Source organism: Exiguobacterium sp. 9-2 (assembly GCF_036287235.1).
GTDB lineage: Bacteria > Bacillota > Bacilli > Exiguobacteriales > Exiguobacteriaceae > Exiguobacterium_A.
Genome location: NZ_CP142850.1, coordinates 2,200,073 through 2,222,972 on the forward strand (window position 1 = coordinate 2,200,073; position 22,900 = coordinate 2,222,972).

At 46.7% G+C, this 22,900-nt stretch carries 25 protein-coding genes and 1 tRNA gene; 4 read left to right on the plus strand and 22 right to left on the minus strand.

Annotation, left to right across the window (positions count from 1 at the left end; translation table 11 throughout):
- Nucleotides 1-43: 43 nt before the first annotated feature.
- The 14 genes from clpX to VJ374_RS11685 form a co-directional block, all read right to left on the minus strand.
- Nucleotides 44-1,309: an ATP-dependent protease ATP-binding subunit ClpX gene (clpX, locus tag VJ374_RS11620; protein WP_023468977.1), complete on the minus strand. Its 1,266-nt coding sequence runs from the start codon at nucleotides 1,307-1,309 to the stop codon at nucleotides 44-46.
- Between the two features lie 234 nt (nucleotides 1,310-1,543).
- Nucleotides 1,544-2,836: a trigger factor gene (gene tig, locus VJ374_RS11625; RefSeq protein WP_023468978.1), complete on the minus strand. Its 1,293-nt coding sequence runs from the start codon at nucleotides 2,834-2,836 to the stop codon at nucleotides 1,544-1,546.
- A gap of 110 nt (nucleotides 2,837-2,946) precedes the next feature.
- Nucleotides 2,947-3,915, minus strand: coding sequence for a hypothetical protein (locus tag VJ374_RS11630; RefSeq protein WP_329468840.1), 969 nt, complete (start codon nucleotides 3,913-3,915; stop codon nucleotides 2,947-2,949).
- A 45-nt stretch (nucleotides 3,916-3,960) separates the two neighbouring features.
- Nucleotides 3,961-4,485 (minus strand): hypothetical protein, encoded by a 525-nt coding sequence (locus VJ374_RS11635; RefSeq protein ID WP_231496831.1) that lies wholly within the window; start codon nucleotides 4,483-4,485, stop codon nucleotides 3,961-3,963.
- Nucleotides 4,486-4,587: 102 nt separating this feature from the next.
- Nucleotides 4,588-4,661, minus strand: a tRNA-Arg gene (locus tag VJ374_RS11640).
- Nucleotides 4,662-4,734: 73 nt separating this feature from the next.
- Nucleotides 4,735-5,244, minus strand: a complete 510-nt coding sequence (locus tag VJ374_RS11645; protein ID WP_056062607.1) for a metallophosphoesterase family protein — start codon at nucleotides 5,242-5,244, stop codon at nucleotides 4,735-4,737.
- A gap of 5 nt (nucleotides 5,245-5,249) precedes the next feature.
- A complete protein-coding gene (locus VJ374_RS11650) occupies nucleotides 5,250-5,843 on the minus strand; it encodes an XTP/dITP diphosphatase (RefSeq protein WP_035406397.1) in 594 nt (197 codons plus the stop codon).
- Nucleotides 5,840-6,595, minus strand: coding sequence for a ribonuclease PH (gene rph / locus VJ374_RS11655; RefSeq protein WP_329468841.1), 756 nt, complete (start codon nucleotides 6,593-6,595; stop codon nucleotides 5,840-5,842). The genes VJ374_RS11650 and rph overlap by 4 nt, the downstream gene beginning before the upstream one ends.
- Entirely contained in the window at nucleotides 6,596-7,402 is an 807-nt protein-coding gene (racE, locus tag VJ374_RS11660) for a glutamate racemase (RefSeq protein ID WP_238237474.1), read from the minus strand.
- A gap of 86 nt (nucleotides 7,403-7,488) precedes the next feature.
- Nucleotides 7,489-7,752: a phosphocarrier protein HPr gene (locus VJ374_RS11665; protein WP_012371023.1), complete on the minus strand. Its 264-nt coding sequence runs from the start codon at nucleotides 7,750-7,752 to the stop codon at nucleotides 7,489-7,491.
- Nucleotides 7,753-7,817: 65 nt separating this feature from the next.
- The gene (locus tag VJ374_RS11670; protein ID WP_035406388.1) at nucleotides 7,818-8,273 is read right to left on the minus strand and encodes an acyl-CoA thioesterase; all 456 of its coding nucleotides are present in this window, start codon (nucleotides 8,271-8,273) and stop codon (nucleotides 7,818-7,820) included.
- 56 nt (nucleotides 8,274-8,329) lie between these two features.
- A complete protein-coding gene (gene sdhB, locus VJ374_RS11675; RefSeq protein ID WP_023468986.1) occupies nucleotides 8,330-9,136 on the minus strand; it encodes a succinate dehydrogenase iron-sulfur subunit in 807 nt (268 codons plus the stop codon).
- A complete protein-coding gene (gene sdhA / locus VJ374_RS11680; RefSeq protein WP_023468987.1) occupies nucleotides 9,136-10,899 on the minus strand; it encodes a succinate dehydrogenase flavoprotein subunit in 1,764 nt (587 codons plus the stop codon). Before sdhA ends, sdhB begins: the two co-directional genes overlap by 1 nt.
- A 19-nt stretch (nucleotides 10,900-10,918) precedes the next feature.
- A complete protein-coding gene (locus tag VJ374_RS11685) occupies nucleotides 10,919-11,536 on the minus strand; it encodes a succinate dehydrogenase cytochrome b558 subunit (RefSeq protein ID WP_035406385.1) in 618 nt (205 codons plus the stop codon).
- Between the two features lie 213 nt (nucleotides 11,537-11,749).
- Here VJ374_RS11685 and VJ374_RS11690 point away from each other — a divergent pair, with 213 nt between their 5' ends.
- Nucleotides 11,750-12,187: a YslB family protein gene (locus tag VJ374_RS11690; protein WP_035406382.1), complete on the plus strand. Its 438-nt coding sequence runs from the start codon at nucleotides 11,750-11,752 to the stop codon at nucleotides 12,185-12,187.
- Nucleotides 12,188-12,286: 99 nt separating this feature from the next.
- A complete protein-coding gene (locus VJ374_RS11695) occupies nucleotides 12,287-12,901 on the plus strand; it encodes a PH domain-containing protein (RefSeq protein WP_023468990.1) in 615 nt (204 codons plus the stop codon).
- Nucleotides 12,902-12,944: 43 nt separating this feature from the next.
- Here VJ374_RS11695 and uvrC read toward each other — a convergent pair whose 3' ends face one another.
- Nucleotides 12,945-14,729, minus strand: a complete 1,785-nt coding sequence (gene uvrC, locus VJ374_RS11700; RefSeq protein WP_056062620.1) for an excinuclease ABC subunit UvrC — start codon at nucleotides 14,727-14,729, stop codon at nucleotides 12,945-12,947.
- 82 nt (nucleotides 14,730-14,811) lie between these two features.
- On the opposite strand from uvrC, the gene VJ374_RS11705 reads away from it, so the two are divergent.
- Nucleotides 14,812-16,134 carry a dihydrolipoyl dehydrogenase family protein gene (locus tag VJ374_RS11705; protein WP_290785286.1) on the plus strand — a complete coding sequence of 441 codons (1,323 nt, stop codon included), beginning with the start codon at nucleotides 14,812-14,814 and terminating at the stop codon, nucleotides 16,132-16,134.
- Nucleotides 16,135-16,145: 11 nt separating this feature from the next.
- Nucleotides 16,146-16,526 carry a VOC family protein gene (locus VJ374_RS11710; RefSeq protein ID WP_442899594.1) on the plus strand — a complete coding sequence of 127 codons (381 nt, stop codon included), beginning with the start codon at nucleotides 16,146-16,148 and terminating at the stop codon, nucleotides 16,524-16,526.
- Between the two features lie 60 nt (nucleotides 16,527-16,586).
- Here VJ374_RS11710 and trxA read toward each other — a convergent pair whose 3' ends face one another.
- From trxA to VJ374_RS11745, 7 genes are all read right to left on the minus strand, one after another.
- Entirely contained in the window at nucleotides 16,587-16,898 is a 312-nt protein-coding gene (trxA, locus tag VJ374_RS11715) for a thioredoxin (RefSeq protein ID WP_023468994.1), read from the minus strand.
- Between the two features lie 162 nt (nucleotides 16,899-17,060).
- On the minus strand, nucleotides 17,061-18,026 hold the full coding sequence (locus VJ374_RS11720; protein WP_329468845.1) for an electron transfer flavoprotein subunit alpha/FixB family protein: 966 nt from the start codon (nucleotides 18,024-18,026) through the stop codon (nucleotides 17,061-17,063).
- A gap of 13 nt (nucleotides 18,027-18,039) precedes the next feature.
- Nucleotides 18,040-18,813, minus strand: coding sequence for an electron transfer flavoprotein subunit beta/FixA family protein (locus VJ374_RS11725; RefSeq protein ID WP_329468846.1), 774 nt, complete (start codon nucleotides 18,811-18,813; stop codon nucleotides 18,040-18,042).
- Between the two features lie 74 nt (nucleotides 18,814-18,887).
- Complete coding sequence (locus VJ374_RS11730) at nucleotides 18,888-19,466, minus strand: fatty acid metabolism transcriptional regulator FadR (RefSeq protein WP_052018985.1); 579 nt, start codon at nucleotides 19,464-19,466, stop codon at nucleotides 18,888-18,890.
- 71 nt (nucleotides 19,467-19,537) lie between these two features.
- Nucleotides 19,538-21,211: an AMP-binding protein gene (locus VJ374_RS11735; RefSeq protein WP_056062630.1), complete on the minus strand. Its 1,674-nt coding sequence runs from the start codon at nucleotides 21,209-21,211 to the stop codon at nucleotides 19,538-19,540.
- A 197-nt stretch (nucleotides 21,212-21,408) separates the two neighbouring features.
- Nucleotides 21,409-22,305, minus strand: a complete 897-nt coding sequence (locus VJ374_RS11740; protein WP_035406360.1) for a YitT family protein — start codon at nucleotides 22,303-22,305, stop codon at nucleotides 21,409-21,411.
- 183 nt (nucleotides 22,306-22,488) lie between these two features.
- A complete protein-coding gene (locus tag VJ374_RS11745) occupies nucleotides 22,489-22,896 on the minus strand; it encodes a DUF350 domain-containing protein (protein ID WP_023469001.1) in 408 nt (135 codons plus the stop codon).
- Nucleotides 22,897-22,900 lie beyond the last annotated feature (4 nt).

The following is a 22,900-nucleotide window of genomic DNA, read 5'->3' on the forward strand; positions in this document are numbered from 1 at the left end:
CGGAAAGGCGTACAAGTAGCCTCCGAGCCGATTTGTCACGGTGTTACGCCGTTTCTTTTTCTTTCCCATGTTCAATTGTACCATCTTTCAACTCAAGCGTTGGACCGCGCTTACCAGTCAACGTTTCTGCTGTAATGATGACTTTCGCGATGTCTTCACGCGATGGAATTTCGAACATGATATCTAGCATAGTTTCTTCGATGATTGAACGAAGACCACGCGCACCTGTTTTACGTTCGATTGCGAGCTTCGCAATCTCAAGAAGTGCATCTTCCGTGAAGTCGAGTTCGACATCATCAAGTTGAAGCATTTTCTTATATTGTTTCACGAGGGCGTTTTTCGGTTTCGTCAAGATTTGAACGAGTGCCTCTTCATCGAGTGGCTCGAGTGTTGCCATGACTGGCAAACGACCGATGAACTCAGGAATCAAACCAAACTTTTGAAGATCTTCTGGCAATGCGGCTGCTAGAATTTCTTTTTGTGTGAGGTTACGGTTCTCTGAATCGTTTCCGAAGCCGATGACTTTTTTACCGAGACGACGTTTGATCGACTGATCGATACCATCGAATGCTCCACCAACGATGAACAAGATGTTCGTCGTATCGATTTGGATGAATTCTTGATGCGGATGTTTGCGTCCACCTTGTGGCGGTACACTTGCAACAGTTCCTTCCAAAATCTTCAGCAAGGCTTGTTGAACACCCTCACCAGAAACATCACGTGTAATTGACGGATTTTCTGATTTACGAGCGATCTTATCGATCTCATCAATGTAGATGATTCCTTTTTCAGCCTTCTCGACATCATAGTCCGCTGCTTGGATGAGTTTCAACAGGATGTTCTCGACGTCTTCACCGACATAACCGGCTTCCGTCAAACTTGTTGCATCTGCAATCGCAAACGGTACGTTTAAGATACGTGCCATCGTTTGGGCAAGAAGTGTCTTACCGCTACCTGTTGGACCGATCATGACGATGTTTGATTTTGAGAGCTCGACATCATCTGCGCGACCACCAGCATTGATTCGTTTGTAGTGATTATACATCGCTACAGATAACGATTTTTTCGCTTTTTCTTGACCGATGACATAATCGTCAAGTGTCGTACGAATTTCATGCGGTTTTGGAACATTCTTCAGCTCGACTTCTTCTTCTGTACCGAGTTCTTCCTCTACGATTTCATTGCAGAGTTCGATACACTCGTCGCAAATGTAAACGCCAGGTCCAGCAACAAGTTTGCGTACTTGTTCTTGTGTCTTTCCACAGAAAGAACATTTTAGCTGACCTTTTTCTTCGTTGAATTTAAACATAAAGGTCCACCCCTTTAACGTGGAAATTGTATGGATGCCTGTAGCATCCCGTCTCACGTTTTACTATTTATGATTGTAGCATGAACAAGGAAAGTCTTTCAAATCCTGGACGAACGATTTACAGTTTGATGTCCTGAACCAAGGATTGTTTGTCCTTGTTTGACCTATCGTACAAAAAAATCGACTCCAAGACCAGAAATTGGGCTTGAAGTCGATCGAAAACCATGAAATGGCTTATTTTGCTTTTGCGTTGTCGACGAGAACATCGATAGCTTTACGGAATTGAAGATCGCCTTTAAGCGTTTCAAGACCACCTTGTGGTGCAAGCATCGTTTCAAGTTGATCTGCAGGGATGTTGTAGAGTTCTGACATTGATTGAAGTTCAGTTTGTGTTTCTTCGTCTGTTACTTCGATTTTTTCGTCAGCAACGATTTGCTTAAGGACGAGACGTGCTTTAACACGCTCTTCCGCTTGCTCTTTCATTTCAGAACGCATTGCCTCTTCTGTCGTTCCAGTCAACTGGAAGTACATGTTGAGGTCGATGCCTTGTGATTGAATACGTTGTGTGAACTCTTGAACCATACGCTCGACTTCGTTTTCGACCATGACTTCTGGAAGATCAACTGTCGCGTTTTTCGTAGCCGCTTCGACTAACTCATCGCGCATTGAAGCATCAGCTTCTTGTTTGCGTGTGTTTTCGAGACGCGTACGGATTTTTGTTTTCAACTCGTCGAGGGAAGAAACTTCTTCATCCATCTCTTTTGCGAACTCATCTGTCAATTCAGGGAGCTCTTGCGCTTTGACTTCATGGATTGTTACTTTGAATGTAACTGGTTTTCCAGCGAGTGATGCTTCGTGGTATTCCTCTGGGAATGTCACTTCAAGATCTTTTTGCTCGCCAGTTTTTAAACCGACCATTTGCTCTTCGAATCCAGGAATGAAGTTTCCAGAACCGATAACGAGTGAGTAGTTCTCAGCAGTTCCGCCGTCGAATTGGTTTTCCCCATCGAAACCTGCGAAGTCGAATACGACTGTATCGCCATTCTCGATGACGCCATCTTCTTTAACGACGAGTTCTGCACCGCGTTCTTGCAATGTTTTGAGTTCAGCGTCGACGTCTTCGTCAGTAACGTTCGTTTCAACTGCTGTGTACTCAAGACCTTTGTACTCACCGAGTGTAGCTTCTGGCTCGATGACGAACGTGATTTTGAATTCGACTGGCTTGCCTTTTTCGAGTGTTTCAACGTCGATGTTTTCAAGCGCGATTGGCTCGATTCCTGATTCGACGACTGCACCTTCGATTGTGTCCTTATAAAGGATATCGAGTGCATCTTGGTACAGTGCTTCTTCACCGTACATTTTGTTGAACATTGCGCGTGGCATTTTTCCTTTACGGAAACCTGGTGTGTTCAAAGTCTTAACGACTTTCTTGAACGCTTGGTCTACCGCTTTATCAAATGCTTCAGCAGGCGCTTCATACGTGAGGACGCCGAGGCTACCTGATTGTTTTTCCCATTTTGCAGTCATGCTGAGTCCCTCCAAAATTGTCAATTAGCGTACATGTGTGTACAACAAGTCACATTATAGCACAATCGTTCTGACGATTACCACTGTTGAACGAATCGTTTCCAGATGTCTCAATCGAAGTAAATCTGCTCGAATGCGATGACTTCCGGATAGAGGATATGCACCCCTTGATATAATCGCTTCGCTAGCGGACTCAAGTCACGTTCCGGCTCTTCTTTTTCAAACGACAGACCGGCTAGTTCTTCGCATGCGAGAAGCCACTTCTCCATATCCGACCCGATTGCTTCTCGTTCTTCAAGATGAATCAACTGGTCCGAACGTAAGACGAGCAAGGCTCGAAAAGGATCCATTTTTTCTAATGTATGCATCGATGCGAGTAACGCTTGTTGTTCCTGTTGATGCGCAATCAGCACTTCTTCTAAATCTTGACGCGTCGAGATCGTCCAGTGTACATCTAAATGTGGCACATAAATGTCTGCCGGATAGGACAGATGCTCAATCACACTTCCTAATAACTGATCGATGACGAGTAGGCTTTGATGTTCTGTATCCTGAGCACGAAGATACTTGTGTGTGATGTAGTCAAAGAGCGCAGGTGTCCGTTCGAATTCAGCACCAGCCAAATGGCGCATTTGTTCGACCCAGCTTCCATGTTGCAACACATGCATCAACGCCGTTCCGGAAGTTACAGTACTCTGAGTAACATTGTTTTTTTGAACCGGTGTCGTCTTTTGCTCTCGCACCGTCATCCGCTGTTTGATCTCGTCTAACCGAAGCGCAAGTCCATACGGCAGATACGGTGACGCCGAGCGTAGAGCGAGCTTCATTGGATACCGTTCTCCGAGTTCATAAAGAAAGAGTGCGAGCACTTGCTCCACACCCTCGACTTCAAGAAAACGTTCTGCTACAGTTTCGTATCGTTCACGGTCATGTAGTAATAGCGGTTGAATGACATAGAGTCGGTATAATACGTCTTCTCCTGTCAATTGGTCAGTCTCTAATTCCTTGACCAGCCGTTCCTGTTCAGATGCGGGCAAACGGAGGATGCGCACTCGTTCCGCTTCTAATTCGTGTTCCATCCAGCGGGATGTCCCCATTTTCCGACACTCCTTTTAATTCACTGTTCAGTTTGTGAATGGATCAAGCAATGATGTCCAGTTCGTGATTGCCTCTTGTAATTTCCCTGCTTGTTCGATGCCAAGACGATTTAATGTATCGAGAGAGACGTCTGTTTCAAGAAGTCGTGTGATATCTTCTGATTGATTCACGAACTGCTCGAGCTTTGCACTTAAATTTTGTAACTCTTGCGGTGGATTTTCAAGTCCCGCCAATCGTTGGTCGATTTGGTCCAGCTCTTGATTGAACTGATCAATCGTTCCGTTTTCCTTTAACTTTTCGACTTGTTGGTCGAGCGCTTGCTCCGGATTCGTGGATTCGCGTGCTTTCGCAGCCGCTTCATTCAAAGAAGAAGATAAGTCGGACGTGACTTGTGCCGTATCTTTCGCAATCCCTTGAAGTTCTCCAGCATAATCGACACTATTTTTCACATCGTTGACCTGTTGTTTTGCATCATCAACTGTATTTGAAATCTCACTACACCCTACAAGAAACGTACTGAGTAACAGGACTGTACCAACTTTCTTCCACATCGCTTTCATCCCTTTCGAGTTCATGATACCTTAATTATAAACGAAAATTGAAATAAAAAAAAGAGACCGCCCTCGTAAGGGCAGTCTCTATTTTAATTATAGCGTCCCAAGAGGGATTCGAACCCCCGACCGACGGCTTAGAAGGCCGTTGCTCTATCCTGCTGAGCTATTGGGACGTGTCAACACGAATAAACTATACTAGAACAATTCTTTCGTGTCAATCACATTACAAAGATTGCATTTATTTTATTACAAAAATGTTCCGTCGAGGTGAAGTGCATTGACGCGATCCCCGTTCACGTCAAGAAAATCGACAGAATAGCGGTCTTGTTCTACTTCAAGAATCGCATACGTCTTGTCTGGACGATGGCGTGGCATCCGAATCGATCCTGGATTGATGAATAACACACCATCCCGATACTCCGCCTTCGCAACATGAGAATGACCATACAAAACGATATCAGCTTGCTTTTCGTTCGCATGATGTTGCAAGACATCTAGGCTATATTTGACGTCCTGACGATGTCCGTGGACACAGAGGACCTTATGCTCGTCCATTTCCGACGTGACTTCTTCCGGGAAATCGTGTCCATAATCACAGTTCCCCCGTACAACACGATATGGATATAACGATTCAATGTCGCGCGTCAATTGAGAGTCTCCACAATGAAAAGCCAAATCCACGTCCTGATGCCGTTCGAATATCGTAAGCAGTTCTTGTTCTAGTCCATGGCTATCACTAACGATCAACGCTCTCATTTTCATCACACTCCTAGGAAAGTAGTTAAGTCCTGTTCGAGCTTGCGCAATGCATTGCCACGATGACTGATCATCGCTTTTTCTTCTTTCGTCAACTCAGCAGCCGTTTGTCCACTTGCCGTGACGAACAATGGGTCATAACCGAAACCGTTCGATCCCGTTGCTTCAAAACCGATTCGCCCTTCCATTGTTCCGCGTACCGTCAATGTTTCGCCTGTTGGTTTTGCTAGCGCGAGTACACAAACGAAGCGTGCCGTCCGCTCCTCTTCCGGAACACCTTCTAACTTTTCAAGTAGTAGAGCGTTGTTCGCTGCATCCGACTTTTCAAGACCCGCGAAGCGTGCCGAGTAGACACCTGGAGCGCCATCTAAAGCATCGACTTCAAGACCTGAATCGTCAGCAAGTACTGCGTGACCAAAGTAGGCTGCTGCTTCTGTTGCTTTTAAGAGTGCATTTTCCTCGAATGTTTCACCTGTCTCATCCGTTTCTTTAGCATCCGCATGATCGAGTAACGACTCGACTGTATAGCCGAGACGCCCAAGCATGCTTTCGAGTTCCTTCACTTTACCAGCGTTATGTGTTGCGACGATGACTTTCATTTATGTTCCCCCACTTCTTCTCCTACATACCACCACGAAACACCGAGTGCGTCGCGACCGGCTTCAATCAGTTCCTTAATACCTTTTTCCCCAAGTTCGACCATTTCGAGCATCTCTTGACGGGAAAAGGTCGACTCTTCTCCTGTTGCTTGCATCTCGACGATTTTACCGGATGAGGTCATGACGAGATTGAAGTCGACTTCAGCTGCAGCATCCTCTTCGTAGCATAAATCAAGTAAGGCATTCGATTCGACGATTCCAACTGAGATGGCGGCGATACCCTCTTTGATTGGTGTATCGGTCAATTTTCCCGCTTGAATCAGTTGATCGATAGCTCGAACGAGTGCTAAAAATCCACCGGTGATCGATGCTGTTCGTGTTCCGCCATCAGCTTGAATGACGTCACAATCGATCCAGATCGTCCGTTCACCAAGTTTTTCTAAATCGACGACCGCTCGAAGCGATCGGCTAATGAGACGTTGGATTTCCATCGTCCGCCCCGTCTGTTTGCCGCGAACGGCTTCTCGTGCAGTCCGCTGAGCGGTTGCCCGCGGTAACATCGAATATTCCGCATTGATCCAGCCTTGGCGTTTTCCACGTAGAAATGGTGGTACCCTTTCCTCGACGGTCGCCGTGCAGAGGACTTTCGTATCACCCAGTTCAATCAAAATCGAACCTTCCGCGTGTTTATTGATGTCAACTGATAACTGTACTGGACGGAGATCGTCCGCCGTTCGTTGGTCTCTCCGCATTTAATCTTCCTCCGTTCCAAGGACGATGCGCTCCGCATGAATGGGCTGATCGAGCCAGTCCGTTGCAATTTGGTCAAATGAGCGGATATCGCCTGTCGCGTAATAACGATGTTCTGGTATTTGTGTCACATCTGCTGAAATCGTGTTGTAATCAAGTAGTGCTGCTACTTCGAGTGCGGTTTCATCCCCTGAAGAGATGAGTTGAACGCCTGGTCCGATGACCCGTCCAATGACATCTGCTAAGAGCGGATAATGGGTGCACCCGAGTATTAGTGTATCCATATCGTAATTCATTAAAGGTCGTAGCGTATTCGCAACGACACGTTCGACGTATGCGCCATCCGTCTGCATTGACTCGACGAGCGGAACGAATGGCGGGCACGCTAACGATTCAACGACAACTTGTCCTTCGACATGTCGTAACGCCTTCTCGTAGGAATTACTTGTAATCGTCATCTTCGTTCCGATGACACCGATTCGTTTCGTACGTGTCACCTTGACTGCTGCACGGGCACCCGGATCGATGACACCGATGACAGGTATATTTAAACGTTCTCGCGCTTCTTTTAAGACGACAGCTGTAGCTGTATTACAGGCGATCACGATCAATTTCACATCTTGTTGTACGAGATAATCAATCATCTCCCACGTAAACTCACGAATCTCTTCTTCTGGACGCGGACCATACGGACAACGTAGTGTATCCCCGACATAGATGATTCGCTCATGGGGCAACTGTCGCATCAATTCACGTGCGACCGTCAATCCACCGACTCCGGAATCCAGTACTCCAATCGCTCGATTCACTCTTCTCCACCTCTTTCTCTCAATCTTATGGTAACAAAAAAGGACGACGGTGCAAGACCGGCGTCCGAGAATGTACGATTACAGGATTACTGAGCAAGACCTTCGCTAGTCAGCATATCTGAAAGAGTCGTGATTGCTTCAGAAGCATCGTCACCGTTTGCAACGATTTTGATATCTGAATCTTTCGCGATTCCGAGTGAAAGAACACCCATGATTGACTTCAAGTTGACAGTCTTTCCGTTGTATTCCAAGTTGATGTCTGATTGGAATTTAGAAGCTGTGTTGACGAGCTGAGTAGCGGGACGAGCGTGAATGCCTGAATCCGCGATGACTTTGAATGTTTTTTCCATGATTAAGAAATCTCCCTTCACTAATAACGTACTAGTGAGTCGTTTTCGAATATGTGAACTCATTATCAAATGATAACGGATTCGAATCGATTCTGCAAGGAATTTTTATATGTCTCACTCCATGGGAATGCTTTCCCGGCACGATTGATTTGTACCATCGATGTCCGTCCTGTGAACATCAGTTCACCCTGCTCATCAAATGCCGCATAATGGACGTCACACGATGCACTTCCGACATGTACTGGGTACGCATAGACGGCGAGACGTGTCCGTGGATACACTTGGCGAATGTAATTACACTGGGCATCCGCAACGACGATGATCCCGTCTTCTGCAAGCGAGTATCCGGTCTCCTCTAACATCAATGTCCGAACGTCCTCGAAATAGACGAACGGTACCCGGTTATTCATATGACCATAGGCATCCGTCTCTGCAAAACGAACAGCGACGTCGAGTCGTGTTCCATGTTTCATTTGTTCAAGCCATGATTCGAGTTCTGGAATATAAGCTGGTACGCGCACAATCGGTTCCTCCTGTCTGAATGAAAAAAGAAGGAGCAAGCTCCTTCTTTAATAACTTATGAACTAACTGCTTCACCTGTCCGTCCTTCGTCACTACCGAAGAACTTCTTGAATGAGTGAAGTGTCGTCTGACGGTTCATCGCTGCGATCGAAGTCGTCAGCGGAATGCCTTTCGGACAAACCTCGACACAGTTTTGAGCATTACCACACTGCATGATCCCGCCATCTTCCATCAACGCTTCAAGACGTTCTTCCTTATGGAAGGCACCTGTTGGATGCGAGTTGAATAGACGAACTTGTGAGATCGATGCTGGCCCGATGAACGTCGAACGATCGTTGACGTTCGGACATGCTTCGAGACACACGCCACATGTCATACATTTCGATAACTCATATGCCCATTGACGTTTGTTCTCTGGCATCCGTGGTCCTGGACCTAAGTCGTACGTTCCATCGATCGGGACCCATGCTTTAACCTTTTTCAACGCATCAAACATGCGCTGACGGTCGACTTGAAGGTCACGAACGATTGGGAATGTCTGCATCGGTTGAAGGCGGATCGGTTGTTCGAGTTTATCGACGAGTGCCGTACACGATTGACGTGGTGTACCGTTGATGACCATGGAACAAGCGCCACATACTTCTTCTAGACAACCCATATCCCAGTTGATCGGTGTCGTTTTTTCACCGGCTGCATTCACAGGATTACGACGAATCTCCATTAAAGCAGAGATGACGTTCATGTTCGGACGGTACGGAATTTCAAACGCTTCATCATACGGTTTACCATCAGGTCCATCTTGACGTTGAACGATGAATTGAACCGATTTTTGCGTAGTAGATGATTCGAGTGGTGTCGCCATTATGCTTTCACCTCTTTCTTCGACTTCTTACTGTAGTCGCGTTTCCGCGGTGGAATCAACGACGTGTCGACATCTTCATAGAAGATTTCTGGATGACCATTCGTATAACGAGCCATCGTTGTCTTCAAGAACTGTTCATCATTACGTTCCGGGAAGTCCGGTTTGTAGTGCGCCCCGCGACTCTCGTCACGTTTTAAGGCACCGAGCGTAATTGCTTCGGCTAGGTCGAGCATGTGATCGAGCTGACGGATGAACGACGCTCCTTGGTTACTCCAACGTGCTGTGTCCGTTGCCGAAATGCGCGTGAACCGATCACGAAGTTCCTTGATTTTCGTGAGTGTCTCTTCGAGCTTATCGTTATAACGGACGACCGTGACATTATCCGTCATGATTTCTCCAAGTTCACGGTGGATCTGATACGCGTTTTCTGTACCTTCCATCGATAAGATATCGTTAAAACGATTGATTTCTTCGATCTTATGCGCTTCGACGACGTCTTCGCTCATCTCATGAACCGATGTCTCAAGTTCATTCATATACGCGATCGCTGACGGTCCGGCGACCATTCCGCCATATACCGCAGAAAGAAGTGAATTCGCTCCGAGACGGTTTCCTCCGTGCATCGAATAATCACATTCGCCTGCTGCGAATAGTCCAGGAATATTCGTCATCTGATCGTAGTCGACCCATAGTCCACCCATTGAATAGTGAACAGCCGGGAAAATTTTCATCGGTACTTTTCGTGGATCATCACCGACGAACTTTTCGTAGATTTCAAGGATTCCACCGAGTTTGACGTCGAGTTCTTTTGCGTCTTTATGTGATAGATCAAGATAAACCATGTTCTCCCCGTTGACGCCGAGTTTTTGATTGACACAGACGTCAAAAATCTCGCGTGTCGCGATATCTCGTGGGACAAGGTTTCCGTATGCCGGATATTTCTCTTCAAGGAAGTACCAAGGTTTACCGTCTTTATACGTCCAGACGCGACCGCCCTCACCACGTGCTGATTCACTCATGAGACGTAATTTATCATCCCCAGGAATCGCTGTCGGGTGAATCTGGATGAACTCACCGTTCGCATAGATCGCACCTTGACGATAGACAGCTGCTGCCGCTTGTCCTGTGTTGATAACCGAGTTCGTCGATTTTCCGAAGATGACCCCAGGACCACCTGTCGCGAGGATGACAGAATCCGCGGCAAATGCCTCGATTTCCATCGTCCGGAGGTTTTGACAAACCGCTCCACGACAGATGCCATTGTCATCGATGATGGCACGAAGGAATTCCCATCCTTCATATTTTTCTACCAAACCTTGCGCTTCGAACTTACGAACCTGTTCATCTAATGCGTACAATAACTGTTGCCCCGTCGTCGCTCCAGCGTATGCCGTCCGGTGATGCAACGTTCCTCCGAAGCGTCGGAAGTCGAGTAACCCTTCCGGTGTCCGGTTGAACATGACACCCATGCGGTCGAACATATGGATGATCTTCGGTGCTGCTTCCGCCATTTTTTGAACAGGTGGTTGATTTGCGAGGAAGTCTCCACCGTATACCGTGTCATCGAAATGCTGATATGGTGAATCCCCTTCCCCTTTCGTATTGACTGCTCCGTTGATGCCACCTTGTGCACAAACAGAGTGTGAGCGTTTGACGGGTACGAGTGAGAATAACTTAACTGGTACGCCTTGCTCTGCTGCTTTTATCGTAGCCATCAGACCGGCAAGCCCTCCGCCGATGATGACAAGATTCTTGTTCGCCATGTTGTCAGTTCCCCTTTCCTTACAACACGCCTGCAAACGTTAAGATCGAGCGTACGCCTACAAACGATAAACCGATGAATACGAGTGCTGCCACGTAAGACATCGCCCGTTGAGATGCTGGTGACTGCGTGATTCCCCAAGTAATACAGAACGTCCATAGTCCGTTCGCGAGGTGGAATGTCGTTGCCAAGATCCCGACGATATAGAACGCTAACATGAATCCGTTATCGACGATGTTCTGCATCATGCTCGCATCAACTTCTGTTCCCATCGCAGCGGCAATCCGAGTCTCCCAAACGTGCCATGTGATGAACACGACGAGGAACACTCCGCTAAACCGTTGCAAGACATACATCCAGTTCCGGAAATATGTATATCGTCCTGTGTTCGCAGAACCCGTGAATGCGATGTAAACACCGTAGACACCATGCAAGATGATTGGAATGAAGATGACAAAGATCTCTAAGAACAATCGATACGGAACGCTCCCCACAAATTCCGCGGCCTTATTGAAGTCTTCCTCACCACGTACGATGAAGTAGTTCGTCGTTAAGTGCGAAAGTAAAAATAACCCGATTGGAATGACGCCGAGCAGTGAGTGTATTTTACGACTCACGAAATCACGATGATTCGCCATCCAAATCCCCCCTTTTGTTTGCCAATCAACCGTTGGCGCATTTTGGTAGAAAAGCGCTTTCATAAGGAAATTCGTCTTTTCATCACTTATTCTACTCCTGTCCTTTTTAGAAGACAACCCGAGCCGTTGCATTTAACTGCAAATTTTTTCAGGAAAACAATGACCTGCTAGAATCATCTCGGTATAATGGTTGGCAGATAGGAGTGAATCATGATGGATGTTACACCAAACCAAACACCACTTTTCGGAATCGAACTGATCCGGGATTATGTGTTAACCGATCTTCTAGGATCGGATTATCGGCAAGTCATCTACTGGGCAGGTAAACGTCTCGCGCGTCAATTCCCTGTCGTGGATGAATCTGAATTGGCCTCATTCTTTGAACAAGCCGGTTGGGGAATGCTCGAAATCAAGAAACGTAAAGGAACGGTCATCTCGTTCGTACTGTCTCCTCCTGATACGACGAGAGATGAACGGCCACAAGGCTACTTTCAACTCGAAGCCGGTTTCCTCGCTGAACAGTTTTCTCGTTTTAACGGATGTGTTGCGGAAGGATATGCTGAGACGAGTAAAGAGTTTGTTCAAATCACGGTCCAAATCGATCCAAAAGATCCACTCGAACCAATCGGTCGAACTTTACATAGAATGTGACAGGAATCTTTATTTTCAACATCGAAATAGATTCATGAAACTTTTTGTAGCAAGTGATCGTAAAATCATGCGTACACAAATTGCGAGGAGGAACTTTACATGTTCAAAAAACTAGCAGCAGATTTAACGGGATTCAGTGATATCGGACAAGTCATTCATCCTGATGATTTCGACAAGGCAGCCGCTGACGATTATGTTTTACATGAAGACGGCGAAAAAATCTATTTCTTGATCAAGTCCAAATCTGACGAGTATTGCTTTACGAACTTAGCCTTGATTCACCTTGATGGAGAAAGTGCTGTCAGTTCAAAACGTGTACTCTACCGCTATCCATATGCACATTATCCAATTCGCCACGTCATGTTCGAAACGGCCGGAACAGTCGACCTCGATGTCGAGATCAAGTTCGAGATTGGTGGCAAACATTATTCGATCGACGTTGATAAAAAACAACTGGAGCATGTAAAGGATCTGTATAAGACATTACTTGCCATCGCTGAAAAACAATACGAAGGACAAAAGATGCTCGAGTTCGCGAATAGCTCATTAAATCATTCGGTCACGATTCTCGGTGGTCTTCGCCAAGGCGACATGAATGTTCCGCAAACATTCAAGGAGTTGTCTGAACAATCCTTCGAGTGGCTTCAAGGTCACTACCATCAGTGGAACCAGCGTGATTTCGGTTCGTACTACGAGAAGTACATCAACAACTAATGCCATAAAAAAAGCCGCTCTCTTCACGAGGACGGCCTTTTTTTCATTCTTCATTCGCTTGGCTTAAATACTCAGCAACGGTTTCCGCTAATTTCACAGGCAATCCTGCCTCAGCCAACTGTTCGATCGTCGCACGTCTTAGACTACGCATCGACCCGAAATGACGGATCAGCTGTTGGCGTCGTTTTGGTCCGACTCCTGGTATCTCATCGAGCAAGGAACGGGTCATCCCTTTCGAACGAAGCGAGCGGTGGAATGTGATCGCGAATCGGTGGACCTCATCTTGCATACGCTGAAGTAAATAAAATGCACTTGAGCGAGGGCTGAGTTCGATCAATCGCGCATCCTCTCCAAACAACAACTGACTCGTCCGGTGTTTGTCATCTTTTTTTAATGAGCCGACCGGCAGGGATAGGCCGAGTTCATCTTGAATGACTTCTAAAGCAGCATTCAACTGTCCGACTCCTCCATCAATCAGGACGAGATCCGGAAGGCGCGCTCCCTCAAGTAACAAGCGTCGATAACGCCGACGAACGATTTCCCGCATCGATTCATAGTCATCCGGTCCTTGAACCGTCCGAATCTTGAACTTCCGGTATTCTTTTTTCAGTGGTTTACCGTCTTCAAAGACGACGAGCGCCGAAACAGCATCCGCTCCTTGGATGTTCGCATTATCGATGATCTCGATTCGGGACAATGGATGAACATTGATTGCATCAGCGAGTTCTTCTACTGCCTGAACGGTCCGTTTCTCATCCCGCGCGAGTAGTTCGAAACGTTCCGAAATCGCGTTTTCAGCATTTTTCGTTGCTAAATCAAGTAATTTCCGTTTTGATCCTCGGACCGGAACATGAATTTTGATCGAGAGCGCCTCTTTGAGCAGAAGTTGATTAACGAGTGGTGGTACATACAGTTCACTTGGTTTGATGTTCTTCTCATAGAACTGGACGATGAAACTCTCGAGTTCCTCTGCTGGTGTTCCGTAGATTGGGAAGAGCGAGACATCACGTTCAATCATCTTTCCGCCGCGGAGGAAGAAGACTTGGACACACATCCAGCCTTTATCAACGTGAATCCCGAATACATCGCGTGATGTCAAATCTGCTGTAATCATGTTTTGCTTGTTCATGATCGACTCAATGGCTCGGACCTGATCCCGTAATTCTCCGGCACGCTCGAATTCCATCGTCTCAGCTGCTTCCGCCATCTTGTGCTTCAAGCTTTCGACGAGTTCCTTCGTGTCTCCGGACAAAAAACGTCGAATTTCCGAAACGAGCGCTTTTTGTTCCGACTCGAGATTCGGGATTTCGCATGGACCGAGACACTGACCGATATGGTAATACAGACAGAGCTTCTTCGGCATCGGCTGGCATTTGCGTAGCGGATATAAACGATCTAACAGACGTTTCGTTTCGTTCGCTGCATATGCATTCGGGTAAGGACCAAAATAATGTCCGCCATCCTTCTTCAACTTACGCGTCGTAATCAAGCGCGGATATGTCTCATTCGTAATCTTCAGATAAGGATAGGATTTGTCATCCTTCAACATGATATTGTACTTCGGATCATGTTTCTTAATAAGCGTCATCTCAAGCAATAACGCTTCTAGTTCACTCGCTGTAATAATGTATTCAAAATCACGAACTTCCGCAACGAGGCGTTCCGTCTTGATATCATGTGCTCCTGTGAAATAGGAACGGACACGGTTCTTGAGATTTTTTGCTTTTCCGACATAAATGACTTCACCAAATTCATTTTTGTGTAGATAACATCCCGGCTCATCAGGCAAAAGGGATAATTTCGCTTTGATATGTTCTTGATGTCCCAAATAAATGTCTCCTTTCACCGTTTTTAGTTTTATTCGTTCGGGTAAATACCATACATTGATTATGACATACGGAGGATGAAAAATGCGTACATATGATTGCATTGTGATTGGAACAGGTTCCGCTGGAAATCAAGCGGCTTATAAATTTGCTGAAAAAGGACTACGTGTTGCCATCGTTGAAAATTTCACGCCAGGGGGCACATGTGCCCAACGTGGGTGTGACGCTAAAAAAATTCTGCTGACGGGTAGTGAGACGAAGGATGCGGTCGAGCGCTTGCTCGGATATGGCGTAAAGGGATTAATTTCAATCGATTGGCGCCAGTTGATGGAGCGCAAGAATGAATACACGCGCGCCATTCCGGAACAAACACGAAAACGATACGAGGAAACGGACATCGACTATTTCCACGGCGAACCCCGCTTCGTCTCTTCACACCGTCTCCAAATTGGTGAAGAAGAAATCGAAGGGAAACAATTCCTGATCGCAACTGGTTTACGCCCTCGCGAGTTATCTGTACCCGGTAGTGAACGTTTTATAACGAGTAATGAGTTTTTGGAACTAAAAGACCTCCCACGTCGACTCGTCTGTATTGGTGGCGGGTACATCTCGTTCGAGTTCGCGCATCTTGCTCGGATTGCTGGTGCAGACGTTACGATTGTTTTACGTTCTAACCCCTTAAAACAATTCGAGAGTGAACTCGTCGATGTCTTACTCGATGCTACGCAAGCACTTGGCATCTCGATCATCAAAGAAGCAGAGGTCGTCGCTTACGAAGAGGAATCACTTCGTTTATCGAACGGTGACGTGTTGAAGACGGACGTCGTCTTGAATGCGACTGGACGTGTCGCAAGTATCGACCAACTCGGACTCGAAGAAATCGGTGTTTCCCATAATGAAAAAGGAATCCATGTCAATGCGTACCTGCAGTCTTCTGTCGAACATATCTATGCCGCAGGAGATGTCGCTGTCAGCGGGAATCCCGCGTTGACGCCGTTTGCTGGAACCGAAGGACGACTCGCTGCCGATAACATGCTCGAAGGGAATAACCGGAAACTGGAACTACTCCCTGTACCTAGCGTCGTATTCACTGCGCCGAACCTTGCCCTCGTCGGTGAAACGGAAGTTTCCTTAAAAAAAGCAGGTATTCCGTACCGTGGTCGCTTGATTGATACGTCCTCTTGGCAAACGAACGCACGCATCAAGGATAATTTTGCTCGGGCGAAAGTGCTCGTGGGGGAAGATGATCAAGTACTAGGCGCACACTTCATTGGTGTCAATGCGGCGGAACTCGCAAACTATTTCTCGTTTGCGATGCAACACCGGATCCCTAGTACTTCGATGCAACAGACTGGATTTGCTTACCCGACACCTGCTTCAGACATTGCTTCGTTATTCGAGGATTGATAGGAGGCTTTTTGATGATTCAATACGGCTATACGATTTTATACGTTGAAGACACTGCACGGACGCTGACATTCTATCGAGACGTTCTTGGCTTATCCGTCAAAGCGGAGCACGGAAGCTACATTGAGTTCGAGACCGGTCAGACAACACTTGCCTTCAATACTCGTGAAGACGTGCAACGGTTGATTCCGGATTACACGATCCCAAGCGGAAAAGCGCAGCAGACGTTAGAGATTGGTTTCGTCACGGATGACGTCCCTACGCTTTTTCAAAAGGTGGAAGCTGCCGGATACAAGACCGTACTCACGCCTGTTGAAAAACCATGGGGGCAAGTCGTTGCGTACGTGCTTGATCCGGATGGTCACCTCATCGAATTTTGCACACCTATGTAATCTAAAAAAACAGACCGTTCTGCCTGTGCAGAACGGTCTGTTTTGATATGCAGGAAAGAATTAGTTAGATGTTTCAACGAATTCTTTAAGTGCGTCTTTTGGCATGAAGCCCATTGTTTTGTTGACAGGTTGTCCATCTTTGAAGAGAACGAGTGTCGGGATACTTTGAACTTGGAATGCTCCAGCTACTTCTGGGTTTGCATCCACGTCAACTTTAACGATTTTTACATCTTGCATGTCAGCATCGAGTTCTTCAAGAACTGGTGCGAGCATACGACATGGTCCACACCATGTTGCCCAAAAATCAACAAGGACGAGTCCTTCTTGTGTTTCTTCTTTAAATGATTGGCTAGTTGCGTGTACGATTGCCATTGATCATAACCTCCTAATGAGTAGATCCACCCGTTAAAAAAATGGGTGATCTCTTTATTGATTCGAGTATATCATAGCAGTCTCTTCCAACAAACGAAACTGCTCACGTGAAGAATTCGTAAAAAATAACCGGTACCATCTGCATGGCACCGGTACATTCACTCATCCGTGAACGAGCATTTTTTTGAATTCAGCTGTCAATAGTGGCACGACATCGAACAAATCTCCGACGATGCCATAGTCAGCGACAGAGAAGATGTTCGCTTCCGGGTCCTTATTGATCGCAACGATCACTTTGGCATTCGACATCCCTGCTAAGTGTTGGATCGCACCTGAGATCCCACACGCGATATAAAGATCCGGTGTAACGACTTTACCCGTCTGACCGATTTGAAGCGCATAGTCGCAGTAATCCGCATCACAAGCACCACGCGAAGCACCCACTGCTCCTCCGAGGACATCTGCTAGTTCTTCTAACGGTGCGAAGCCGTCTGAGCTTTTGACACCGCGCCCACCCGCAACGATGACTTTTGCCTCTGACAAATCAACACCACCTGTTGCTTTGCGTACGATGTCCGCGACGATTGTCCGTAAATCCTTCAGTTCAACCCTGACCGACTCGACCGTTCCTTGTGAACTCCCTGCTTCGAGCGGATCGATGTTGTTCGGACGGACTGTAAAGAGTGTCTTGCCTTCTGCGACTTTGACTTTCTCGAATGCTTTCCCTGAATAGATCGGTCGGATGAAAGTTGCTTCCGCGCCTTCCCCTTCAATCGCCGTCACATCACTGATTAGACCGGCTTGTAGTTTTGCCGCGATCTTCGGTGATAAATCCTTGCCGAGCGACGTATGACCGAAGACGAGCACGTCAGGTGACGTCCGGTTCATCAACTCAAGGAAGACTTGTCCATAACCATCTGGCGTGTAGTGTAGAAGACGCTCATCCTCGACGACGAGGACTTGATCCGCTCCGCGTGACGCTAGTGCGTCGGCATCCTTAGCGACATCGTGTCCAATCAGGACTGCGATGACTTCATCTGCGACACGTCGCGCTGCTGCGATTGCCTCAAACGACACATTCCGTAAACTGCCATCCCGTGATTCTGCGAGTACTAATGCTTTTGTCATTCGTTTCTCCCCCTTAAACCACTTTTGCTTCGTTGCGTAATAATGATGCGAGCTGTGCGACTTGCTCGTTCAGTTCACCTTCGAGAATCTTACCGGCTGCTTTGTTCGGTGGTAAGAAACGTTCAATCGTCTCTAGACGTGGTGCGAGTTCATCTTCATCGAGTTCGAGATCATCGAGTTCGAGTTCTTCAAGCGGCTTCTTTTTTGCTTTCATGATCCCCGGAAGACTTGGATAGCGTGGCTCATTCAGTCCTTGCTGCGCAGTCACGAGTAACGGAAGTGTTGTTTCAATCGTTTCTGTATCCCCTTCAGCGTCACGTGTCACGACAGCCTTCGTGCCGTCGAGTTCGAGTTTCGTGATCGTCGTCACGTAAGGAATATCGAGCAATTCTGCGACGCGTGGTGCCACTTGACCACTTCCGCCATCAACTGCGACGTTTCCAGCGATGATAAGATCGACTGTCTGTTCCTTTAAATAACCAACAAGTACTTCAGAAATCGTGAAATGATCCGCCTCTTCGATGTCATCCTCAATCGAGATGCGTACTGCTTGATCCGCTCCCATTGCTAGAGCTGTTCGTAATTCCTTGTCCGCGTCTTCCGGACCGACCGTCACGATCGTCACCGTTCCCCCTTGTGCATCACGGACACGAATCGCCTCTTCTACCGCATATTCATCATATGGGTTAATGATGAACTCAGCCCCATCCTCATCGATTTGACCATTTTCGAGTTGGATTGCTTCTTCCGTATCGAATGTGCGTTTCAACAGTACATAGATTTCCATCTCATGCTCCCCCTTATCGTCTATTCACCATCATTCTTTGTATCCGCTTACATAATTGTTGTCATGAAAAGGGCTTAACTCAGCCCTTTGATCAACATCCGATGGATCCCGTCGCGTGTCTCAAGCAACTCATATTTGAATCCACTTGCCATCCAGCTCGTCACGACCTCATCGATTGTTCCGAAGATCATCTGACGCGCTAATCGATAATCGAGTTCGTTTGAAAACTCGCCTGTCGTCATCCCGTGCTTGATGACACGGTCAATCAGATGCAGGTAGGGTTTCAAGACGGCGGCAATGTTTTGGCGCATGTCTTGATTGGATTGACGTAGCTCGATTTGCGTGACGACAGCCAAATCATAATCAACGGATAATTGCTCAAGATGTGCCTCGATCAATGCGGCCAATTGTTCTGTCGCTGACGTGTGATTCGCGATTTGTCCTTCGGAATATTCGATGAAGCTTCCCATTTTCGCTTGGAATAGCGAAATCAGCAGGTGTTCTTTATTCTTGAAGTACAGATAGATCGTTCCATCCGCAACACCGGCTTCCTTTGCGATGGCGGTCACCTTCGCTCCATGGTAGCCGTTTTTAGCGATGACTTTTACGGCGGCATCAATGATGCGGTCACTCTTTGACATTGTTCGTTTCATTCCACTATCTCCTAACGCATAAAATGAATGATGGTTCATTCATATTTATTCTATCATGCCATTTTGTCCTGTCAACTGCTTTCTTCGAGTTGTTTGGCACGTTCTTCTTCAACAAGAACACGACGGAGAATCTTCCCGACGAACGTCTTCGGTAACTCTTGTCGGAATTCGTACTGCTTTGGCACTTTAAATGACGCTAACTGTTTACGACAGAATTGATCAAGCTCTTCTTCTGTGACCGTCATCTCATCCTTAACGACGATGAACGCCTTGACGGTCTCTCCACGATAGGCATCCGGAACACCGATGACGACGGCTTCCTTGACGGCCGGATGCTCGTACAAGATTTCTTCGACTTCACGTGGATAAATATTAAATCCGGAAGCAATGATTAAATCCTTTTTCCGATCAACGATCCGGAAGTAATGATCTTCGCCGATATAGCCAAGGTCTCCCGTGTGCAACCAACCGTTTCGAAGAACAGCTTGCGTCTCTTCTGGTCGTTTCCAGTATCCTTTCATGACTTGCGGACCTGTGACGATGATCTCACCGATCTCACCAGGAGTTGCGGGTGTCTCTCCATCCGCTTGGACGATTTTCGCTTGCGTATCGGGTACCGGAATACCAACCGTTCCAGGAATCCGGCGATCCCAGATACAGTTCGTATGCGTCACCGGACTCGTCTCAGACAAACCATATCCTTCAACGATTCGTCCGCCCGTTAATGCTTCGAATTTTTCCTGGACTTCGACCGGCAGTGGAGCTGAACCTGAAATACAAGCTTCGATTGAAGACAGATCATATTTCTTTAGCTTCGGATGGTTCAACAGACCGACATACATCGTCGGTGCACCAGGGAACAGATTTGGTTTTTCCTTATGAATCATTTTCAATACTTGTTCGATGTCGAATTTTGGAACGATGATTTGCTCATAGGCATTAAAAATACCGAAATTGAGGTTACATGTCATGCCATAGACATGGAAATACGGAACGACAGCTAACAGTTTTCGTCCATCTCCCCGCTCATATTTATAAAACCATTTGTCGATTTGCTCGACATTCGCACTCAGGTTATAGTGCGTCAGCATGACACCTTTTGGAGCACCTGTCGTTCCACCCGTATATTGAAGAACCGCGACATCTTCTTTCGGTTGAATCGCAACCGGTGTAATCGGTTCATAACCACGTAGCGATAAAAATGGAATCGAACCCGTCGTATCGATGACGATGTTGTTATCTTTCCGTGCTTTAATGGGATACAGTTTATTTTTAGGGAAGGGAAGATAATCCGCGATGCTTGTTGTCACGACCGTTTTGAGTGCCGTCGCCGCTTTGACGCGAGATGCTTTCGGATAAAGTAGGTCGAGGGTCACGAGCAGATGTGCACCTGAATCGATGAGGATCTGTTCGAGTTCACGGTCCGTATAGAGCGGATTCACCTGCACGACGATTCCACCAGCATAGAGGACAGCATAATAACTGATCATATACTGGGGACAGTTCGGTAACATCAGTCCGACACGATCTCCTTTTTTGAGGCCATGCTCTTGAAGTAAACTTCCGAGTGCATGTGCTTCGTCGCACACTTCACGAAACGTCATACGTTTCCCTAAGAAACTTAAGGCACGTTGTTCTGGAAAATCAGTCGCTGCCTCATCAAGTGCCTGATAAAGAGGTATTTCTCGGTAATCAATCGATACGGGTACTTGCTTTGGATAATCAGATAACCAAACGGATTCCATACGTTTCCCTCCCTGATAATGAATTACTATTCATTTTCATTATACGTTGATTTGAATTCGACATGCCAGTAAAATCCAAAAAAAGAAATTGAATCTGCTTGTTTTTTTGGTTATTTCAATCAAAATTTTAATACTAAAAAAGCAGCACCTCCCTTTCTCGATTTCCGAAAAAGAGAGGTGCTACTTTTGAATCCATATTACCGGGAGGGATATGTGAATCCTTCCCCGATGACTTCTCGCACTTTATGAATGACGACGAAGGCGCGGGGATCCGCTGCTTCGACGATTTGTTTCAACGGTGCCAGTTGTCGTTTATCGACGATCATATACAACATGTCATTCTTTTGTTTCGTGAAATGACCATGACTGTGGATGACAGTTGCGCTACGTCCGAGCGTCTCCGTCAGAATCGTCGCGATTTCTTCTTGGCGATGGCTAATGATCGTGACCGCTTCGCGGACATTCAATCCTTCACTGACGAGATCAATCAAATACGAACCGATGATAATCGCAATTAACGTGTACAGCATCGTCTCTTCTCCAAATAGAAAACCTGACGCACCGACAACGGCGACATCGATGATGAACATCGAGACTGCGATACTGAGATTCAAGTATTTATTCATCAGTCGAGCGATAATGACACCACCGCCCGTCGTTCCTCCCGCACGAATGACGAGTCCGATTCCGACACCAATCAAAATACCCGCATAGACCGTACCAATCAAACGGCTATCCGATGATGTCGCAAGGTTTGCTGTCGAAGAGAGGACAAACGATGTGACGGCGACTGAGATGACTGAGTAAAGCATCGTCTTCCGGCTAAGGAATCGATAACCGACAACGAACAGCAAAGCGTTCGCAAGCAAGGAGACAAGTCCCGTATCCCAACCGTAAAGATAGTAGAAAATGACCGTGATCCCAATCAATCCACCTTCTGAGAGATCATTTGGAATCGTAAAGTAGTTGATTCCAAAGGCGAGAATCGACGACCCGATGATAACCCAGAAGATGTCCTTCCAAGAAATCAATTGCATCGCCTCAAAAGCACGGCGTCTCGTTTCTGTCGTTGTTGATGTTTTTCGTACGTTCATATGCGTTCCTCCTTTTTTGATTAGGCGTGGCTCAATAAAAATTCCGTACTGAAACGATGTCAGTACGGAATGATCACACGGTAAGACCGGTTCTTTTAATTAAATACAATCCAGAGGATACCGACAACCAAAAAGGCGATCGAAACCCCGAACATGATTTTCGCTAAACGTTCTAACACGGATTCACCCCACTAACGCTGATCCGATGACGTAGGACATGCCGATCGATAAAGCGCATGAAATGATACCAACAGCAATGTTGCCATTCTCGATTTCACGGTCTACCGGCAAATTCGGTGTCAGGAATTCAAAGATCCAATATGTCGATATCAACAATAAGAAGCCAAAGGCACTTTCAAGAAATATCGACCCGACCCGTTCTTCCCCTTGAACAGCGAAATGAACGATATTGGCGAGTCCGATGATTTTTCCACCTGTTGCTAACGCAACGGCGATGTTGCCACTCTTGATATGTTCCCAGTTTTTATACCGGGTTGTCAACTCAAAAAGTGCAAGCCCCAAAATGATCAGTAATCCCGCGACCGAATAGAGCGCTGTCGTATAGACATAGACGTTCTCAAAAATGTTCATCTTG

Excerpts from the sequence above, each read along its gene's own strand:
- clpX (WP_023468977.1), bottom strand. The coding sequence starts at position 1,309 with ATGTTTAAATTCAACGAAGAAAAAGGTCAGCTAAAATGTTCTTTCTGT.
- tig (WP_023468978.1), bottom strand. The coding sequence starts at position 2,836 with ATGACTGCAAAATGGGAAAAACAATCAGGTAGCCTCGGCGTCCTCACG.
- VJ374_RS11630 (WP_329468840.1), bottom strand. The coding sequence starts at position 3,915 with ATGGAACACGAATTAGAAGCGGAACGAGTGCGCATCCTCCGTTTGCCC.
- VJ374_RS11635 (WP_231496831.1), bottom strand. The coding sequence starts at position 4,485 with ATGTGGAAGAAAGTTGGTACAGTCCTGTTACTCAGTACGTTTCTTGTA.
- VJ374_RS11645 (WP_056062607.1), bottom strand. The coding sequence starts at position 5,244 with ATGAGAGCGTTGATCGTTAGTGATAGCCATGGACTAGAACAAGAACTG.
- VJ374_RS11650 (WP_035406397.1), bottom strand. The coding sequence starts at position 5,843 with ATGAAAGTCATCGTCGCAACACATAACGCTGGTAAAGTGAAGGAACTC.
- rph (WP_329468841.1), bottom strand. The coding sequence starts at position 6,595 with ATGCGGAGAGACCAACGAACGGCGGACGATCTCCGTCCAGTACAGTTA.
- VJ374_RS11665 (WP_012371023.1), bottom strand. The coding sequence starts at position 7,752 with ATGGAAAAAACATTCAAAGTCATCGCGGATTCAGGCATTCACGCTCGT.
- sdhB (WP_023468986.1), bottom strand. The coding sequence starts at position 9,136 with ATGGCGACACCACTCGAATCATCTACTACGCAAAAATCGGTTCAATTC.
- sdhA (WP_023468987.1), bottom strand. The coding sequence starts at position 10,899 with ATGGCGAACAAGAATCTTGTCATCATCGGCGGAGGGCTTGCCGGTCTG.
- VJ374_RS11685 (WP_035406385.1), bottom strand. The coding sequence starts at position 11,536 with ATGGCGAATCATCGTGATTTCGTGAGTCGTAAAATACACTCACTGCTC.
- VJ374_RS11690 (WP_035406382.1), top strand. The coding sequence starts at position 11,750 with ATGGATGTTACACCAAACCAAACACCACTTTTCGGAATCGAACTGATC.
- VJ374_RS11695 (WP_023468990.1), top strand. The coding sequence starts at position 12,287 with ATGTTCAAAAAACTAGCAGCAGATTTAACGGGATTCAGTGATATCGGA.
- VJ374_RS11705 (WP_290785286.1), top strand. The coding sequence starts at position 14,812 with ATGCGTACATATGATTGCATTGTGATTGGAACAGGTTCCGCTGGAAAT.
- trxA (WP_023468994.1), bottom strand. The coding sequence starts at position 16,898 with ATGGCAATCGTACACGCAACTAGCCAATCATTTAAAGAAGAAACACAA.
- VJ374_RS11720 (WP_329468845.1), bottom strand. The coding sequence starts at position 18,026 with ATGACAAAAGCATTAGTACTCGCAGAATCACGGGATGGCAGTTTACGG.
- VJ374_RS11725 (WP_329468846.1), bottom strand. The coding sequence starts at position 18,813 with ATGGAAATCTATGTACTGTTGAAACGCACATTCGATACGGAAGAAGCA.
- VJ374_RS11730 (WP_052018985.1), bottom strand. The coding sequence starts at position 19,466 with ATGAAACGAACAATGTCAAAGAGTGACCGCATCATTGATGCCGCCGTA.
- VJ374_RS11735 (WP_056062630.1), bottom strand. The coding sequence starts at position 21,211 with ATGGAATCCGTTTGGTTATCTGATTATCCAAAGCAAGTACCCGTATCG.
- VJ374_RS11740 (WP_035406360.1), bottom strand. The coding sequence starts at position 22,305 with ATGAACGTACGAAAAACATCAACAACGACAGAAACGAGACGCCGTGCT.
- VJ374_RS11745 (WP_023469001.1), bottom strand. The coding sequence starts at position 22,896 with ATGAACATTTTTGAGAACGTCTATGTCTATACGACAGCGCTCTATTCG.